This window comes from Pseudomonas syringae group sp. 243L2, assembly GCF_032587875.1.
Taxonomy (GTDB): domain Bacteria; phylum Pseudomonadota; class Gammaproteobacteria; order Pseudomonadales; family Pseudomonadaceae; genus Aquipseudomonas; species Aquipseudomonas amygdali.
Genome location: NZ_JAWHPL010000003.1, coordinates 125348 through 143113, shown reverse-complemented (window position 1 = coordinate 143113; position 17766 = coordinate 125348). Strand labels below are relative to the sequence as shown.

Genomic DNA, 17766 nt, shown 5'->3' with positions numbered 1-17766 from the left:
CTCTGTTTGGTGCACGACTTTATAACTGGTTAATTATTTATCGGAATTTTTACCGTGTTCTGTAAGAACTGTCTTTTGGCTTTGTAGGTTTGGTATGGATTTCTGTACAACTATTCATTAAGCAGCTTTTACTCCGATATGAAGTTTGAACACATTCATATAGGGAGTATCACGTGGGAAGAACAATGTGGGGTGACCTGCCACCGGTCACTGTTGCTGCGCCGCCTGAAAGACTCAAGCTCAAGAAGGCCGCAGCGCAGGTCAGTCAGGTGTTGCAGGAGGTCGGTGAGAACGCCGTTGCGCTCAACTCGCTGGCGATGGAAAAACGCAGGATGAAGCCACTGTTCAAGGGTTTCAACCCCGAACAGATTACGCCCAAGGATCTCAACAGGGCAGGAATGATCTTGTACAAGTTCGGGATGATCGACAATCATACGGCCGAACTCATGAGTCGAGCGGGCGATGAGTTCGACAAGAAAGGCAAGCTGGTCGACCCGAGCAAGGAAATCAATGCGCTGGAGTTCTTTGCCAATCGGATCATTGAAATGAAAGAAAAGGCAATGAGCGGAGACCCGTACGCCAAAGTGTTATTGCCTGATTACATTCGCACGATTCATATCATGCAGAATCTTCAAACGTTTGCCGAGTCTGGCGACAGTTACGAGATGCGCAAGATCAAGGATATGGAAAACAAGGGGCTGGTCAAAAAAACACCAAACGCCAAAGCGTGAGGGTGTCTTGATACTAAAACGTCTGGCAATAAAAAAGGCCGCTGCATGGATAGCCACGCAGCGGCCAAACAAAACGCAGGATCAAGGGAGCTTGCAAATCCACGTCGATTTAACGGGCGCAGGTTACCCTCCATCCCTGTTCTGAAAAATCCCCGTACAGGATATGCAGCATTACCCGACAGGTAACAATTCGCGGGGAGTGTGCCAGTGGCTCAATGAACGCTGTGGTTCGCTGGCAACCGACTCAGGCGCTCGGCAAGCTCGATTCGTTGCAGTGGGTCTTCGCTGAGCAACAGCGCGCGTTCCAGGTCGAAACGTTCGGCCTGCGGGCATTCAAGGAGTTGATACAGGCTGGCACGGGCCAGGTGATCTCCGCTGGTTGCCTGGCCCAGTTCGACGATGCGGTCGGCGTCTTTGAGCGCAGCGAGAAAATCATCGTTGATCTGATGCAGATGCCGCAGGTTACGCGACAATCGCTGCAGCATGCTGGTGGGTGTGGCGCGTGTCATGTGTTCGGCGCGCAATTGCATGGTCGGGCCGAATTGCCGGATCAACAGCTCACGGCAGTCTCTGGGGTAAAGCCTGCGCCCGCTGCAGGGGTCGAGCAAATGATCGGCGCCCGGCACGCGCAGCAGAAAGTGGCCTGGAAAGTTCACGCCCTCTAGCGCAATCTCCAGCCGCCGTGCTATCTCCAGCGCGATCAGTGCCAGACCCAATGGCTGACCGCGACGCTGCTGCACGACCTTGTGCAGCAGCGCCGAGTCGGGTTTGGGCGGGTTCCAGTCATCTTGCTGAAAACCCAGTGCATTGAGTTGTCGCAAAAGCGGTTGCGCGAGTTCGGGGGCAGGCAGGACCGGCAGCGCAGCGTCGATCTGGCGCTGTAACAGGTCCATGTCACTGATCACCGCATGCCGGGCAAAGTGTGCGTCATGCTCGCTCGACACCCATAGCGCTGCTTCAAACACCGAGGGCGGTGTCTGTTGCAGACAGGCCAGGCAATGCTGACGTGGAGTCATCGACCGCTCCGTGCAACTGAAAATCCAGTAGGAAGACTCTTTGTAGCCCCGCGCGGGAATTTCGTCCAGCGCCAGTTGTTTCTACTTGTTCAGGGCTTTTATCAAGTCGGGCGTCACATAGTGCGGACCGTCGAACAGGTACAGCGGATAGCCATCGAAAGCCGCTATTTGCGGTTTCAGTTCGGCAGCCGTCGCCGGTCGGAAACCTCCACCCACTTGCGGGCGAAACGCTTCGACGATGATTCTGACGCGATTTTTGCCCAGCCGTTTACGTAACGCGTCTGCGTAGGTTCGGGCAACCGGAGCGGTGCGCGCATAGACACCCACACCGTCCTGAAAGAACACGCCGATATCGTCCGGCAGCCAGGTTTTCAGCCAGTCCGCAGTGGCGGCGGGGCCGATGTTGGCACCATCGTAGACGCTGATCCATAACGGCCTGGGCAGCTTCGCCAGCAGCGCGGGTAATTCCTTGGCACGACTCCAGCTGGGGTCGACCTCGGCCGGGAAGTACCAGCCGGTGACATTGAGCGGCGTTTTCACTTTGGCCAGCTGTGCCGAAAGCACCGCCAACTGTTCGATATTGTCCCGTGAGCGGTTTTCGCTGAAGTACCCCGCCAGCCCGAGAATCACCTCCTGCGCCCAAGGCTCCTTGGCGATCCGCGCCCAGTCCGGCAGCACCGGCACGTTGGTCATCTGAGTACCTGGTATGAACGACTGGTCATCGACCGCCGTCCACTGCACGAGCAATTGCCGTGCGCCGAGTTTGTCCCAATTGCCGCTTATGCCCACCGTTGCGTTATCCGGTTGCCAGACGATGCCTACAATTCCCGGCCCGCTGGGCTGTATCAGTTGATACAGCTCGCTGGAGGCGAGGGTCAGCGCACCTACCAGGGCGGCTGCCAGCGAGGTCTTGATCAATATTGTCTGTCGTAGCAGTGCGGCCAAAGCCTTCAAACATTACTCCCTGATGGATGACTCGTGATTGTCACCACGAGAATGTCATACGTGCGAACACACCTTCTGCGCGGTCGTCGCCAAAGACTTTCTCGCGGTATTGCACCGAGAAGTCGACATACGACTGTGGCGCCTTGTACGTGTCCTCGCGAAACCAGTAGCGTACGCCGGTACCAACACCCAGCCCGCCAGCGTTACCGGATGACGTACTGCTGCGGCCCAGGCTGTCGACTTCGCTACGCATCTTTGAATCGTAGTCCACTGCGGCGACCACATGTGGAAACACCACCAGCCTGGGGCTGATGCTGTCCAGACGAAAGCTGCGTCCGACCTGCCATTCACTGTTGAAATAGTTGCGCTTGTCCTGCAAATAACGCCCACCTTCAGCATACAGCTGCGAGGTCCACCAACTGGGCACGTCGACACGCAAGTCAGTACCGATGCTGGAGCCGTAGCCCAGACGTACCAGCCAGTCGCCATCGGCGTTGGAATTGCCCAACGGAAAGGTACGCTCAAAGGCACCGATGACGTTGACTGAGCTGAACGGCTTGACCCTGATCCCCAGCGCTCCCTGCAATGCATCCGCGCCGGTGTCGGAGTCGCCTTCCTTGCTCCACAACGTGTCGGTCACGCGCCCGTAAAGCTCGACGAAGCGTGCATTGCGGTAGCCCAATGGGCGCCAGAACACTTCGGTGCTGTTCTGCACACTGTCAGTGTTGCTGCTCGGTGCGCTGTTCAGGCCGCTGCCGCTGCTGGTGCTGGCACCGCGATACGTCGTGGTGTTGGTCAAACCCCATTCACGGGACAGGTCGGAGACGGCGCGTCGGGTGTCGAACACCTGTTGCGCGGGCATCTGCAAATCACCGGCCTTTTGATAATCGAGCACGCGCTTGAAGTAGGCGATGGCCTGTGCATCGTCTGGTGTACGCATGGCGCTGTAGGCTGCGTCCTGAACTTCACGCGGCTTGAGGCCGGAGCTGCGGTCGACCCGTTTGAACTCGTCAAGCGCGCCACGATCGTCGCCCGCCTGGCTGAGGAAATAGGCAATCTGCACTTCATCGCCGGGTTGCAGTTCGCCCGCATCGCGAGCTTTCTGCAGACGTTGCAGCGCCTCGCTCGGCTGGCCCATCGCTGCGTACAAGGAAGCTTGCTCGCGCAGGGGCAGATTACCCACGGCGAGTGCCTGAGCGAAGTCCTGACGCGCACCGTCCTGATCGCCCAGGCGTTGACGCATTTGTCCGCGCTGGACGAGCAGGGTGGCGTCGTTGCCATTGAGCGCCAATGCTTCGGTAGCCGCAGAGCGCGCTTCGGCATACTGCCCTTGAGCGATCAATGCGCTGACCAGCAGCTTGCGGTAGGCCATCTGTTTGGGAAAACTGCGCACAGCCTCCCGCGCCTCGCTGACAGCGGTGTCGTTATCTCCGCGTGCCAGTGCCTTATAACCCGAGGCTGCCTTATCGACTGCTGCCTGTTCCTGAATAGCTTGCCGACGACGAGTCAAAACCGGCTGTGGACCGACTGCCTGCTCTGCATCGTTGATGGCCAGCTGTGCTTCGTCGAGACGCTGCTGACGTTGCAGCGCCTCGATCAGCATCATGCGGTAATCAAGATTTTTCGGTGCCTGTGCGATGGCCTTGCGCGCATGGTTTGCCGAGCCGTCGTAGTCGCGATTGGCATACGCGCGTAGCGCCTGATTGCCCTCCAGATAGCCCGGTTTTGGGCGAGCCTTGGGGAAGCGCTGAGGGTGATCTCGTCGGTATTTGTCGCGTTCGGCCAGAGCAATCAGATCGCGCAACTGATCGGCATCCGCACGCTGACGCAACGCTTCGCGCGCCTTGGCGATGGCCAGGTCGTAGTCCTTGCGGTTGTAGGCCATGTAGGCTTCGTTGGCGATGGCGTAGGCGGGTCCGGTCAACGGCAGGGGCAGTGTTTCCGCCTGGCTGAGCGGTGCAACAAGACCCAGGCCGCTCACTAGCAGCGACAGGATGAAGGGGCGCTTCATAGTGGCTGCTCCGTTTGATCGTCAGATCGGTAATGGTTGTGCTGACGTGCCACAGCCTGTTCGATGGTTTCTCTGGACAGCACGCCGATGTCGACCAGGTAATCGCCGATCCGGCCATGCACATGCGGGCGGTAGCCGAGCATGGCTTTCTGAAACACTTCGCGGTCCAGCAGGCCTTGCTCGATCAGCAGATCGCCGAGCAGTGGCGCTTTGGCTGGAAGCGGCTGACCCTCGACCACCTGAAGCTGACGCAACTGCGCGACGATGTCGCTTTCACGGGCAATCAACTGCACCGGCTCGGCACCCAGTTGCTCGGTAATCTGTTGCAGACCGTCAGGCGGCAGCGGGCTGGCCACGGCAATTTCCTGGCGACCCAGCGCATTCATTTGCAACGGCACGACACGCCAGCGCAGGCAGAACTCATCGGCCAGCACATCGTTTGTCGCACGTTTGCCGGCAATGTCGAATACCCGTGGCAGGTCGTTCTGAAAAGCGATGGCCTCAGCCAGGGTTTCATCGTCGAGCCAGCCGTGGCTAAGCAAAATCCTGCCCAGCGGCAGCTGACGGGTCTGTTGTTCAGCCAGTGCGGTCTGCAGTTTTTCATCGTTGATGGCTTGCCAGGACAGCAGCACGCTACCCAGGCGGCGGGGCGCTACGGCAATCAGGTCGGAAGACGGAAAGTCATGCATGGTCTTGTCCCAGACCAGCTTGCGGTTGAGCACCTTGCCTACCAGAAACATGCGCCAGGCGCGCGCTGCAGCCATGAAGTTGACGAAGTTGCCCACCACCATGCGTGGTATGGACAGCAAGCCGTGCTGCCAGCCGTAAAGCACGGTGGTGAAGTAGCAGCGGTGCAGGATCCGCCACAGCAACGCGATGCCGTTGGCCACCAGCAGGTACTGAATGAGGCCACTGGTTTCAAACGGTGTCGGAAAACTGGTGTTCCACAGGCCGCTGGAGCGCAGAACTATCAACGCCAGCAACTGAATCAGAATCGCATAAGCCAGGATACTGACGAACGAAGTCACTACGCCCTTGCGGTCCCGAAACAGCAGGTAACGGTTGGCCAGCGACCCGGTCCAGCCCATTTGCTCCCAGCCCTGCAGGCCGATGCCCAGAGTCCAGCGTGCTTTCTGGCGAAAGGCGGTACGGAAGGTGTCCGGGAAAAATTCACGCACACACAGCGGCATTTCCAGCGTCGACTCATAGGGCTTGCGGAACCACGATTTGCGCAACACCCGAAATTGCACAGGGAAGCGCACAAAGATCGCCTGCATGCCGTATTTCGCCAGCCGAGCGCCTACATCGTAGTCTTCGGTCAGGCTTTCGGTATTGAAGGGCTGGTTCTGGTTTTCATCGGCCAGCACCATCAGTGCACGTCGCGAGAAACAGGTGCCGACGCCCGCCGAAGGCACGGTGTCAGTCATGCTTTCGCGTACCACCAGATCCTTGCCGTGCCATTCGGCAAACTCGTCCATGTAGGTGCCGGCCACCCATTCGTACCAGTTGCGTTCCAGCGACACGACCGGTAACTGGATCATGTCCTTGCGTGGCAGCAGGTAATTGAACAGGCGCAGTTCAAGCGGGTGCAGTACATCTTCGCTGTCGTGCAGGATGGTCCCGGCAAACTGTACAGCGTGGGTTTTCTCATACAGAAAAATCGCCTGTATGACCCAGTTCAGGCAGTCGGCCTTGCAGGTCGGGCCGGCGTGCGGCACCTCCACGCGGTGCAATTGCTTGTAACGACGACGCATGCGCTCCACTTCATCGATGGTGCGCTGGTCGTTGATGTAGGTGCCGACGAACACTACGTAGTTCTGGTAATCGAGCGTCGACACCATATTTTCGATCATCGGCGCGATGACGTCGTATTCCAGCCAGGCCGGGACCATGATCGCCAGCGGCTGCTCGTCGCGGGCAATCAACTGCTCGGCAGTCAGTGGCCGGTAGCGACGTTCGGCGGTGAACTTGCGGTACAGCCGCCTGGCCCAGTACCAGATATCGATGAACAGGTCATCGATACTCGATACCAGGATAATCAGCCCGACAACGATCGTCGCGACTTCCAGCACGCTGTAGTAATGGGCCAGCCAGTAAGGCCAATAGAGCGACGTCATTGCGGCGGCCCGTTACGAGCGATTGCGACGGGCGCTACGGCCAGCCAGCAACAGGATGAGAAAGAGTACGATGCCAGCCGGAATCAGCCACAGCAGCGATGGTTTGCGCCAGGCGTCGAGGCCAGTGCTTTGCTCGTCCTCGATCATCTGGCTGCCGGTCGGGTCCTTGGCGTCAAAGGTGGCGATCGGGCCGTTGTCAGCCAGCAGCGTGGCGTTGCCGCGCTCCAGCAGCAGCGGGCGCTCGAAAACCGGGGCCTGACCACCAAGCGTGCGATAGACCATACCGTGCTGGCCGCCCGCGTCGATCACTTGCAGCGAGGCCAGGTGGTTGAGGGATTTGAGGTCGAGCAGCGTCTGCTCTTTGTGATTGATCAGCAGATGCCCGTCGTTGCTGGCCTTGACCGACTCGGCGCCATCCTTGACTGGCAGTTCGAACGCCAAAAACGCTTTGGCGGGCGTCACGGCTACGCTGGCGTCATCGCTGACGCTGAGTTGCGCACGCAACGGCGAGACACCGGAAGCGCTGGCGACGCGGATCACTTGCGGCAGGCTGCTGGCCGGGCGCTCGAGATAGGCCTTGGGCACCATTATCTGGGTGTCCGTAGCGAAGCGTGCCGCCATGCCCGAGAAGTTTTCGTCGGGAGTGATCTTGTCCAGCACCACATGGCTGGTCGGCAATACCGAGATCGGGAACGCCTGCGGCGTTTCCAGGCACTGGTTGCTGACCGGCTGACGCTGGAACGAGACGCGCAAGGTGTTCTGCGCTGCCAGTGCATATTGCGGAATTCTTGCTTCTATGCGCTCTTTCTTGCCATCGGCAGTCAGTTGCATCGCACCAATCAGGTAGTCATTGAGAAACAGCGTCGCAACCGGTGGCGTTCCGGATGCACCGGGGGCCGCAGCGACATCAATCATCGCAGTTACCGGTACGCGCCCGTCATAGGCCACGCTGCCCAGCGGGAACGAGGCGCTCCAGTCGGTTTTAGCCAGCACATCCACCGTGCCGGGCTTGCCGCCCAGGCGCGTCAGCGCAACGCGACCGTCTTCGCTGAGCGGCATCGCGGCTTCTTCGCCAATGGTCAACTGGCGATTGCGCGCCAGTTTGTTCCACGCTGAACTGAACAGGCCGATGGCCTTGTTCGCCGACTCCGGCTTGATCATCAGCAGCGCGCGATTGCCCTGCAGGGCCAGACTCACGTCTTCGCTGCTGTTGGCGAGCGGTTGCTTGATATGACGTTCGCGCCACTGGCCCAGTGCGGCGGCGGCCGTTGCGTCAAGTCCTTGTACCTGAGCCTGAAGGGCGTTCAGGGCGTCGTCGATGGCCTTGAGCAGCTGTGGATCGCTGATCGCCAGGTCGGCCTGCAACGCAGGTGTCTGGCCAAGCATCAACAATGCACCGATTTCCGCCGGGTTGCGCAGGGTGTACTGGCCCTTGCCTTCGAGCCCTGCAAACGCCGGAATCTGCTTGAGTTCCGCTGGAATAGTCAGGCCGCTCAGGTCCACGCTGTCCTGCACGGCAGGAAACGGCAGGATGCGTGCCTGTTTACCGATGCGTTCCAGCGCTACGCCCAGACGCCAGGCGGCGTCGTAGCTTGCACTCGACAAGGTGCCGGGTGCGACCAACAGGCCAGGTTTGCCGGGCAGCGCGTTCCACGCTGCACCCACATCCTGCAACTGGCTGGCGTCATAGCCGTAAGTCAGGCGCGTGTGCGGATCGATGCGCAGCACATTGCCGATGGCGCGTTCGTCTTCGCAGAGCACTTTCGAGATCACAGAGGACCAGGCAATGCCCAGGCGCACCGAGCCGCTTTCCCGGGCTGCCTTGTCGACGCCCAGTACGGCGCTGGCATTACCCTGTTCTTCGTTGAGGCCCAGCGCGCGCACTGGATAACCGTCCAGCGACAGTAGCAGTGTGTTGCGGCCTGCTTCGCCATTCAGATAGCTGGCGTCAAAATTCAGCGTCGCATCCGTCAGCGGCACATTGGCGGGCACTGGCAGGTAAAGTTCACGGCGCGCATCAGTGGCATTGAGAATGATCGGGCGATCAATGCCCAGCTCCCTCAGCTCGATCACTCGCTCCTGACGACTGTCGGCGGTGATTCGGTTGATCGCCTGGGTCAACGGGCTTTCGGCAGCCAGGGCAAACGCTGGCATCAGAGCCAGCAGGCTCATCCCGCAGGCAAGGACGTTCAACGTGCCCATGTTTACGGCAACGGAAGATTTCATTGTGCAGATCTCGGTAAAGGCTCAAGGCCATTGGGTCTTGATACAGGCTGCCGGTCTGCTACAACGTTTTTCGGGCACTCGGTCTGAACCGGGTGCCCGTATCGTTTGCGGACTGCTTCCTGCGGATATGTTTGGTATTCGTTTGCGCTACCTGCGCGTGTTTTCGCTAACTTGCCATCGAGCGCATCTGGGCATGCTGGTGCTGAAGTTGAGGCTGGATCAGCGTGTCGAGCTGCACATCGACCGGGTCGGTGCGATAACGCGGCAGCTCGGCGACAAATTCATCCACCGGACGACCCATCAGGGCATCGACGATGCGCGCACTGGCCTTGCCGTCGCCGTAAGGGTTGGCGGCATGGGAGGCTCTCTGCCACAGGGCGTCATCATCAAACAGGGCGTTCACGCCGCGAATGATCGCGTCGGTCTCGGTGCCCACCAAGCGTACGGTACCCGCGGCGACTGCCTCGGGACGCTCGGTGACATCGCGCATGACCAGCACCGGCTTGCCCAGCGACGGCGCTTCTTCCTGCACGCCGCCGGAGTCGGTAAGGATGACGTGGGCGCGTTGCATCAGGCGCACGAACGACAGGTAATCCAGAGGCTTGATCAGGTGCACGTTGGGCAAATCGCCCAGATGCTCGGTGACCGGCCCCAGTACGTTGGGGTTCAAGTGCACCGGGTAGACGATTTGTATGTCGTCGCGTCGGGCCAGTTCGCCCAGCGCCTTGCAGATGTTCAGGAAGCCGTCGCCAAAATTCTCGCGCCGATGCCCGGTCACCACCAACACCCTGCGTTCAGGCACCAGGAAGGAAAACTGGCGATCCAGTGCGTGGCGCAGCTGGCGGTTGCTGTCGATCCGCTGAGCGGTCAGGTGCAGGGCGTCGATCACGGTATTACCGGTCACGAACGAGATACCTTGCAGGCGCTCGCCCAGCACGTTGCGGCGCGACTCGGCCGTCGGTGCAAACAGATGATCGGAAATCAGATCGATGCAGCGGCGGTTCATCTCTTCAGGCCATGGCTGACGGATGTCACCGGTGCGCAAACCGGCTTCGACGTGGCCGATGGGGATGCGGCGATGAAAAGCCGACATGGCCGCCACCATTGCTGAGGTTGTGTCGCCATGAACCAGCACCTTGTCCGGTTTCATCTCGTCCAGAATCGGATCGATAGCCGCGTAAAGCGCCGCGGTCAGGGAATTCAGCGTCTGATCGGGGCGCATCACATCAAGGCTGTAATCGGCTTTGAGCTCAAACATGTCCAGCACCTGTTGCAGCATGCTCTGATGCTGCCCGGTGATGCAGATTCTCGAATCGATACCCGGCTCTGCGGCCAGTGCTCTGACCAACGGAGCCATCTTGATGGCCTCTGGGCGAGTGCCGAATATGGAAAGGACCTTCATCCTGGGTTGCTGACCAGCCATTATTTCCTCCCGCGCTTTGAGCGCGCCGCGCAATAGCAAAGCCAGGCTGAGAGCAGCGTGGCCAGCTGGCGAGTTAATGAGTTTCTCGGGCGGGGAAGATCGGAGTGCATAGCTCGATATTCACTTCAATGTGATGTAGCAATGTGCCTTGTTACCCGGAATTGTCGGGATTATTAGCAGAACAAAATAATAAAGCAAAATGTTTTATTAACTATTTTTCAAAGTAATAGTTTTCAGGAACTTTGGTTTTTCAGGATGGTCAGTTCAGGGTTATAACTTTTGAAAAATCCGTTTTGCCCAATGAATACGGGGGTTTTGCGGGCGCATGATAGCGTCGGTCAGGCTGTTTTCAAAGGACGCTAATGTGCTGAAAGTCGCCATGATGGCAAAAAGTTCCAACAAAAATAGCCGTGCTGTGGCGTGCTTCACTACAGCAGAATACTGACGCCTGATTAATGACAGGAAAAGCGAAGGGGTTCACAAAAATGGCGCTGATATAATGACAGTGTGGAACTTTGCTTTTGTATCGAGTTTGAGGCGCTGCAGGTGAACGAGATGTTAAGGAATAGCTTACATACCGCTAAAGTTAGGTGAGCTGCACTATTGAGTTGTAGCAGCAATGCGGGCAGTTGCCCAGTTATTAAATGAGAATGATTAGCGAACCCCTCCGAATGAGGGGGTCGCAGTGCAGAACGCAATCAGCCTTCTGACTCGGTAGGCTCCGACAGCTCACTGAGTGCAGTCGCGTTGTTTTTGAAGGCGGCGGCAAAGACGGCGCGATTTTTCGCCATGTAGATACTCGCATCCTCTGCATGCTTCTCCGTGATGCCCGGCACGTTCTTGATCAGGACGTCGGTGAGAAGCTCGGCCAGCTCGAGCATTTGATCGTGCGCATCGGCGAGTTTACGGTCCACGAAAGTAGTCTCCAGATCGCGGGTGCTGCGGTAAAGGGTTTCAACAGCCATTTTGGCCTCGTCGTGTTATCCAGTGTTGAAAGGGGCTAGACCCGGACGTTCAGCGCTTCACGCTCTGACCAGCGGGTATGCAAAAGCAGTGATCCTGCAAGACCAGCATGCCGGTCAGGTTTAGCGGGGCGCTGCATGCATATCCAAATGAGGGTCTGCATGAAGGCCGCTCTCCGACGCATCGGCGTTGAAGGTGATTTCTTGATTACTGTGTTTTTATACAGTAAAAAGGCTGCACCAATCAACCCCTCTCTGAATAGTGGCGTTTAAGCATCTTTTTTGCGCCGCAAATGTGCCTTGCGACAACCCGTCGCGCTCTCAACCATAGCCTATGGCCCTGTTCCTGCTTTAAAAAGCAGGCCACAAAGGTGTCACGAGTACCCGGCATCATCCGGTCGGCATAAACGAAGGTTCAGAGGTAGAGCGTCATGGGAAACAAATGGGCAGTAAAGATAAGACACCGCGTGCACGGCCAGGCCGAGTCACTGGGTAATCTCTGCGTCGAGAGCTTTCACTTTCTGGCGCTGTTCGCGATTGGCGCGATCACTGCCTGGGCGTCAGTGGTTGCATTCCTGGGTATGGTCGAGAAAGGCAACGTCACGGTCGATGACATCCTGCTGCTGTTCATCTATCTGGAGCTGGGGGCGATGACCGGGATTTATTTCAAGACCAACCACATGCCCGTGCGCTTCCTGATCTACGTTGCGATCACTGCACTGACCCGCCTGCTGATTTCCGACGTGTCCCACCACAACCCGCCGGACATCGGCATCATCTACCTGTGTGGCGGCATTCTGCTGCTGGCGTTTGCAATTCTGGTGGTGCGCTACGCGTCTTACAAATACCCGTCGGCGAAGATTCCCGATTCGTCCAGCGCGGTCAAAGGCGCGGTGACGGAGGAGAAGGGCGAGATATGATCGAGACACTGGCGGCATCGGTGATCGATGCCGCCAGCGTGTTGCATGGAAGTCGCTTGTCAGTTAAGCCACACACCGGCATGCCAGTGCCAGCCGTCTCCGGCGCTTTCCCAGTGCGGATGCACGTAGTGGTAGCCAGGTCGTTCCGCCTCCCAGTGACCATGAACCGGCACGAAACGCTGCCCGTTCCAGTGCCAGTAACCGCGCGCCCAGATGTAGCCGGGACGAGGCGCTGGTTCTACTTCGATTACCCGCTCAGGGGGTGGTTGCGGGGCGATGACTTCTTCGACGTATTCATGATGTACGTGTGGTCGCTCATGGACTACCCGCTCCTCGACACAGCCTGACGCTATCGCAAGAGATGCGATCAATACCCCATACCTCAAGAACATGTTGCCTCCTCGGAATCATCCGCAGGTGCAGTGGCGCTGAACGCAGTGTCCAGTCGCTCGAATGTTTCTGCGCAAGAGTTGTTGTATCAGAATGTATCTGTACTTTTGCTGAAGAGGCGGGAGGGAGATTGATGGCGAATTGCCCGATTTTTCAGGCGTTGCAAGCTGCTTCAAGGGGCGTGTCGAGTATGGGATTTTTTTTGAAATTGGCGACGAGGCGACCGCGATATACGCTGCTGAAGATACTCAGTGGATGTATCTGATAAAAAACGGCATCAATAAATTCCATACCGATTCAGCGCCATCTAAGGCACTGAACCGGAAGAAGAGACCCCCGTTAAACCCCGGCATTCACCGCGGCCTGACTCTGCGACCACAGACCATTGGCCGGACCGGGTGTCTTTTTCAGCGTGGCACCGTCGGTCATCGCTGCAAGAATCTTGATCGCGCTTTCGCCACGCTCGATGGCGATGCCGAATTGCACGCTTTCTATAAGCTTGCGCAGGCGTTGCGGGTCATTGCGTTGCGCTGCGCTGATCAGACGCTTGGCAACGACTCCGCATTCGTTGGACAGGGTCAGCATGATGCTGCCGTCCAGCCCTTGAATGCTCAGATTCACCCGATAGTCGGGGTGAAAAGTATCCGTGATCATCTGAAAAGGATTGTCCATATCATTCACCTGCTAAATGGTCTGCATAAGTTGACCGGGTAATAGTCCTTTTGGTTCTCGACGACTGATCAGCGGTTGCGTTACTCCTTCGCTTGCTGCTGACAGGTTTGCTGTCGTCTTTCGCGTTGATGAGAGGTTTCGTTTAAGACGCTTTAACGCACCCACGGCGTGAGTCCGCGCCTGGAGGTGGCCGTCCTGATGGCCGGCCTCGTGGCGCGTACTACAGGACACTGCATGGTTCGGGCCATATTGCAGGGGTGATGCGCGAGAGGCCGCTGAACGGGAGCCCATTGCAGTTGCTTCACGGCTTACTCTGCTGCAATGCGAACCGGTCGATCCGGCCGGCAAACGTGCTCTCGAAAAGGGGAGGAGAACACTTCCCGGATATGGCCTGCTCCTTTCGCGAATCCAGTTTGCGTACGACTTTTTTGAGTGATTGTCTGACACTCCGACAACCGAATCCTGGCGTCAAAGATTCGTAAAGACGGGTCGAAACCGTACTCGCCTGCTGTCCAGGTCCTGATGTTGACCGTCTTGCTGCAGAGCGGCGGGGTGAGTGTTGAACGCTTGTCGTATGAAGGGCTGAGCCGACTGCTCATGTAGGCGAGCGGCATGATTTTTTGCTCGCCAATTGCTGTCAGATGCAGCGCTCAGGCTGCCCGGTGCTGAATGTTAAATTCGATGGACGGCGACCGGCGATCGAGATGGCTGCGAGGCGAGCGATGGTGCGAGGTGGCCAAAGCTGTGCAGCGAGCGTTTGTGGTGCGCATTGATTGGGGCACAACAGTCTGTCGGGCACGCTGGCCGACAAATTTTCGGTGTGCGTGAAGCGCTGCGCTTGCCTGCTCATGGGGAACAACGCATGGCAAACAAAAAGGGCGAACCGCTGTCGGTTCGCCCTTTTTTTGCAAAACGTGTCAGTGGAACATCAGGTCAGACGAGCGGCTTCTTTCTCCTGCTCTTTTTCCAGAAATTCTTCTTCGAGCAGCGCGTCCGGGCTGACCGGATCTTCATCCTGTTCGGCGATAATCGGTGCGGCACCTCGTTTGCCGCGCAGCTTGCCAAACAGATGCTCGAGGGCGTGATCGAGTTTTACAGCAGCGCCATCCACAGCCTGATCTACCGTATCGGCCTTGTGGGAAACAGAAATAGGTTGGTGTCCTTTGGGGCGAGCTTCCATCTGGCACTTGATGTCGTGCGGGCCAGGCTTGTCGCCGTTTTCGTCGCGGATGTGGACTTCCACGCGGGTCAGGTTTTCATCGTAGTGTTCGAGCGTGCTTTCAACGGTGGTACGAACCCACTCCTCCAGTCGGATACTGCTTTCGATGTGATTATCGCTATTGACCTGGATTTGCATAGTTAATCCTTATTAGGGCTTGCTCGTGCGAGGCTGGACTACGTGATTCCTTGCGGAATCGATTTCGTTTGCGCTCATTCACAGTGTTGGCGGCAATGGCCTGACAATTCAACCCCAATGTGTAAGAAATATTTCGCAGCAAAAAATGGCCGCCCTGATTCAAGGCTGAGAATCAGGAGCGGACGCAGAGCGTCCAGAACGGCATCCCACGCGGAGCGTGAGGAACGAGAAGTATCCGGGAGAACACTTCTCTCACGCTCTGGCGTCCGGGAACTAGAATGCGACTGACGTCTGTACGTACACCGTGCGCGGTTCGCCGACATATTTGCCACGGTTGTTGTCGTCGAACGAGCGGGTGTAGTACTGGCGGTTGAAGATGTTCTTCATCCCGACCGCCACGTTGAGGTCCGACAATTGCGGGCCGAAATCGTAGTTGGCGCGGGTGCTGAACAGCATGTACCCAGGGATCTTGCCAGTGCTGCCGTCGGCGCTTTCGGTTGCTGTGTTGGCGTTGTCGGCGAACTGGTCGCTCTGGAAAGAACTGTCAAAATTCAGCTTCCACGGCCCTTCGGTGTAGCTGACGCCCATCGTTCCTTTGTGTTTTGACGAGAACGGCACACGGTTGCCTTTGTTCGGGCCGTCTTCACGGATTGTCGCGTCAACGAAAGCGTAGCTCGCGTAGACATCGTAACCGGCCAATACCGGGCTCAGGCCTTCCAGCGCATAGTTGACGCTGGTCTCGATTCCCTGATGACGCGTCTCGCCGCGTGCAATTACGGTGTCGTTGGTCTGATTGCTGTCGTACTGGTTATCGAAGTTGATCAGGAATGCACCGATCTCGGCTCGCAGGTTGCCGTTGTCATAGCGCGTGCCGAGCTCCCAGGTGCGGGCTTTTTCCGGTTTGACTTCATCGCCGGTAACGCGGTTAGGCATCTGGCTGTACTGCACGCTGCCGAACGAGCCTTCGGTGTTGGCGTACAGGTTCCAGGTGTCGGTCAGGTGGTAAAGCACATTCAGCGCTGGCAGTGCGGTGCTGTAGTCGCCTTGATAGCGGGCGTTGGTCAGATTGTTGTTCTGCGCGGTGTCGATCATCTCGTAGCGAACGCCGGGCGTGATGGTCCACTTGCCGATGTCGATACGGTCATCGATGTAGAACGCATGCGCTTCAGTCGCGCCGCGGGTGTCACGGTCGTTGCGGCTGGCGGTGGTCGGCAGGTTACCGGTCACCGGTTCGCGATAGCGCAGTTCGTGACCCGCTTCGTTGACGTAGCGGTAGCCGACGCCCACTTCATGCCAGGTCTCGCCCAGTGCAAAGCCTTGCGAGAAGCGCGTTTCCAGACCGCGTACCCAATATTCGCGGGGCGACAGGGAAACGAAGCTGCCCTGATCCAGATAGCCGCTGCGCAGGGTTTTGGTGAAGAACGTGTTGGCGGTGAAGACGCGGGCATCCTCTTCATAGCGGTAGCCGAAGTTGAACATGGTGCGACGGCCCCAGAACTTGTCCTTCAGACGCGTCGACTGGTACGGATCGGCATCGTAATCCCTGACGTTCAGGCCGCCGGGCATCTGCGCTTCGCCATCGTAATACTGCGCCATGGCATTGAGGCTGTTGGCTTCGTCGATCTGGTATTTGCCCTTGAGGATCAAGTCGTCGATCTGGGTATCGCTGTGCTCGCGCCAGTCACCGCCGCGTACTCCGGAATACAGAATCGCGCCGCCCAGACCATTGTCCGCCGTGCCGCCTGCCAGCAGGTTGCCGGTGGTCTTGAAGCCATCGTGGCTGGACGACGGGCTGGTTTCGGTCTGTATGCCGCCTTTGAGGGTGGGTGCGTCAGGGATGGCACGGGTCACGAAGTTGACGATACCGCCCACGTTCTGCGGGCCGTAACGCACAGCACCACCGCCACGCACCACGTCGACCGCGTCCATGTTGCCCATGCTGATCGGCGCGAAGGACAGCTGCGGCTGACCATAAGGTGCGAACGGCACCGGGATGCCGTCCATCAATACGGTGGAGCGTGACGCCAGACGCGGGTTGAGGCCACGAATGCCGAAGTTAAGCGCCATGTCGTGGCTGCCGGTGCCGTTGTTGTCCGGGGCATTGACGCCCGGGATGCGATTGAGCACTTCACGCGCCGAGGTTGCGCCGACACGCTCGAATTCTTCACGACGGATCACATCACGTGCGCCGGGGTGTTCGAAAACGTTGGTCTGCTGCGCGGCACCCAGCCAGTCGCCGACCACGGTGGACACACCCAGCTCGATAGGCGCGCCAGCAGCATTGACCGGTTGCAGGGTGAAGCCGTTATTGCCGTCGGCCAGGGCCTGCAGCCCGGTGCCTTCGAGCAACGCATTGAGGCCCTGCTCGGGCGTGTACTGACCTTCCAGGCCGCGGCTCTTCAGGCCGCTGGTGATTTGCGAACCATAGGAAATCAACACGCCGGACTCTCGACCGAACTGGCTCAGCGCAGCTTCAAGCTCGCTTGGCGCAATGTGATACGCCTTGGGTGCCACCTCGGCAGCCTGCGCCATCGACAGACTGCCGACCGAAAGGCTGGCACCGAAAATGACATGGCGCAACGTACGCACCAGCGGTGAAAGTTGGGTAGGGCGGGCTGACATGCAGGAGTCCTTTGACCGGAAGGTTGAGAGATACTTTCCCTGTCTGTCACGCGAGCAACAGAAAACGGCTCACGGTTTTTGAAATTATTTTTCCGGGTTTGATTATCGTACCCGCGCCTCGCGTGGTGATGCGTTTGGCGACGCTCTGCGCCGTGCGGCAGTGATCACTGCGCATAAAAGCGCTTGTCTACCTCGATGGCACAGACGACGCAAATTGCGACCTTGGTGACGGCTGAGTCCTGGCGCTGATCCGGGGGTAGCCTGGCAGGACGCCAGGCTAGCCGCACCGGGCCATGGATGGCCCGTTGCGGCGACCCCCGGATCAGTGACAGGGCGAAGGAACCCGACGAAGTCGGGCCGGAAACAGGAGCGAG

The 17766-nt window shown here is 58.4% G+C and carries 13 protein-coding genes; 2 read left to right on the top strand and 11 right to left on the bottom strand.

Annotated features, from left to right (window positions below):
* The first annotated feature begins 185 nt into the window (after positions 1-185).
* Complete coding sequence (locus RYB66_RS01765) at positions 186-731, top strand: hypothetical protein (RefSeq protein ID WP_004658362.1); 546 nt, start codon at positions 186-188, stop codon at positions 729-731.
* A 212-nt stretch (positions 732-943) separates the two neighbouring features.
* On the opposite strand, the gene RYB66_RS01760 is transcribed toward RYB66_RS01765, so the two are convergent.
* From RYB66_RS01760 to RYB66_RS01730, 7 genes are all read right to left on the bottom strand, one after another.
* The gene (locus tag RYB66_RS01760; RefSeq protein WP_316893603.1) at positions 944-1747 is read right to left on the bottom strand and encodes a SirB1 family protein; all 804 of its coding nucleotides are present in this window, start codon (positions 1745-1747) and stop codon (positions 944-946) included.
* Between the two features lie 81 nt (positions 1748-1828).
* Positions 1829-2701 carry a hypothetical protein gene (locus RYB66_RS01755; RefSeq protein ID WP_002552222.1) on the bottom strand — a complete coding sequence of 291 codons (873 nt, stop codon included), beginning with the start codon at positions 2699-2701 and terminating at the stop codon, positions 1829-1831.
* Positions 2702-2732: 31 nt separating this feature from the next.
* Entirely contained in the window at positions 2733-4703 is a 1971-nt protein-coding gene (locus RYB66_RS01750) for an NfrA family protein (RefSeq protein ID WP_316893601.1), read from the bottom strand.
* Positions 4700-6820, bottom strand: a complete 2121-nt coding sequence (locus RYB66_RS01745) for a glycosyl transferase family protein (RefSeq protein ID WP_316893599.1) — start codon at positions 6818-6820, stop codon at positions 4700-4702. The genes RYB66_RS01750 and RYB66_RS01745 overlap by 4 nt, the downstream gene beginning before the upstream one ends.
* Before the next feature lie 12 nt (positions 6821-6832).
* Positions 6833-9046, bottom strand: a complete 2214-nt coding sequence (locus RYB66_RS01740) for a cellulose biosynthesis cyclic di-GMP-binding regulatory protein BcsB (RefSeq protein ID WP_316893597.1) — start codon at positions 9044-9046, stop codon at positions 6833-6835.
* Positions 9047-9212: 166 nt separating this feature from the next.
* Positions 9213-10469, bottom strand: a complete 1257-nt coding sequence (wecB, locus tag RYB66_RS01735; RefSeq protein WP_005746045.1) for a non-hydrolyzing UDP-N-acetylglucosamine 2-epimerase — start codon at positions 10467-10469, stop codon at positions 9213-9215.
* A gap of 698 nt (positions 10470-11167) precedes the next feature.
* On the bottom strand, positions 11168-11434 hold the full coding sequence (locus tag RYB66_RS01730; RefSeq protein WP_316893596.1) for a YebG family protein: 267 nt from the start codon (positions 11432-11434) through the stop codon (positions 11168-11170).
* 428 nt (positions 11435-11862) lie between these two features.
* On the opposite strand from RYB66_RS01730, the gene RYB66_RS01725 reads away from it, so the two are divergent.
* Positions 11863-12351, top strand: coding sequence for a phosphate-starvation-inducible protein PsiE (locus tag RYB66_RS01725; RefSeq protein WP_002552228.1), 489 nt, complete (start codon positions 11863-11865; stop codon positions 12349-12351).
* Positions 12352-12410: 59 nt separating this feature from the next.
* On the opposite strand, the gene RYB66_RS01720 is transcribed toward RYB66_RS01725, so the two are convergent.
* From RYB66_RS01720 to fecA, 4 genes are all read right to left on the bottom strand, one after another.
* Complete coding sequence (locus RYB66_RS01720; RefSeq protein ID WP_002552229.1) at positions 12411-12743, bottom strand: YXWGXW repeat-containing protein; 333 nt, start codon at positions 12741-12743, stop codon at positions 12411-12413.
* A gap of 337 nt (positions 12744-13080) precedes the next feature.
* Positions 13081-13413: a DUF3509 domain-containing protein gene (locus RYB66_RS01715; RefSeq protein ID WP_002552230.1), complete on the bottom strand. Its 333-nt coding sequence runs from the start codon at positions 13411-13413 to the stop codon at positions 13081-13083.
* A gap of 928 nt (positions 13414-14341) precedes the next feature.
* On the bottom strand, positions 14342-14770 hold the full coding sequence (locus RYB66_RS01710) for an HPF/RaiA family ribosome-associated protein (RefSeq protein ID WP_002552231.1): 429 nt from the start codon (positions 14768-14770) through the stop codon (positions 14342-14344).
* A 273-nt stretch (positions 14771-15043) separates the two neighbouring features.
* Positions 15044-17392, bottom strand: coding sequence for a TonB-dependent Fe(3+) dicitrate receptor FecA (fecA, locus tag RYB66_RS01705; RefSeq protein WP_016980423.1), 2349 nt, complete (start codon positions 17390-17392; stop codon positions 15044-15046).
* Positions 17393-17766: the final 374 nt, after the last annotated feature.

Bases quoted from the DNA above. Each gene is read 5' to 3' on its own strand.
- RYB66_RS01745 (WP_316893599.1), bottom strand. From the start codon at position 6,820: ATGACGTCGCTCTATTGGCCTTACTGGCTGGCCCATTACTACAGCGTG.
- RYB66_RS01750 (WP_316893601.1), bottom strand. From the start codon at position 4,703: ATGAAGCGCCCCTTCATCCTGTCGCTGCTAGTGAGCGGCCTGGGTCTT.
- RYB66_RS01710 (WP_002552231.1), bottom strand. From the start codon at position 14,770: ATGCAAATCCAGGTCAATAGCGATAATCACATCGAAAGCAGTATCCGA.
- RYB66_RS01730 (WP_316893596.1), bottom strand. From the start codon at position 11,434: ATGGCTGTTGAAACCCTTTACCGCAGCACCCGCGATCTGGAGACTACT.
- RYB66_RS01765 (WP_004658362.1), top strand. From the start codon at position 186: ATGTGGGGTGACCTGCCACCGGTCACTGTTGCTGCGCCGCCTGAAAGA.
- RYB66_RS01720 (WP_002552229.1), bottom strand. From the start codon at position 12,743: ATGTTCTTGAGGTATGGGGTATTGATCGCATCTCTTGCGATAGCGTCA.
- RYB66_RS01725 (WP_002552228.1), top strand. From the start codon at position 11,863: ATGGGAAACAAATGGGCAGTAAAGATAAGACACCGCGTGCACGGCCAG.
- fecA (WP_016980423.1), bottom strand. From the start codon at position 17,392: ATGTCAGCCCGCCCTACCCAACTTTCACCGCTGGTGCGTACGTTGCGC.
- wecB (WP_005746045.1), bottom strand. From the start codon at position 10,469: ATGGCTGGTCAGCAACCCAGGATGAAGGTCCTTTCCATATTCGGCACT.
- RYB66_RS01715 (WP_002552230.1), bottom strand. From the start codon at position 13,413: ATGGACAATCCTTTTCAGATGATCACGGATACTTTTCACCCCGACTAT.
- RYB66_RS01740 (WP_316893597.1), bottom strand. From the start codon at position 9,046: ATGAAATCTTCCGTTGCCGTAAACATGGGCACGTTGAACGTCCTTGCC.
- RYB66_RS01760 (WP_316893603.1), bottom strand. From the start codon at position 1,747: ATGACTCCACGTCAGCATTGCCTGGCCTGTCTGCAACAGACACCGCCC.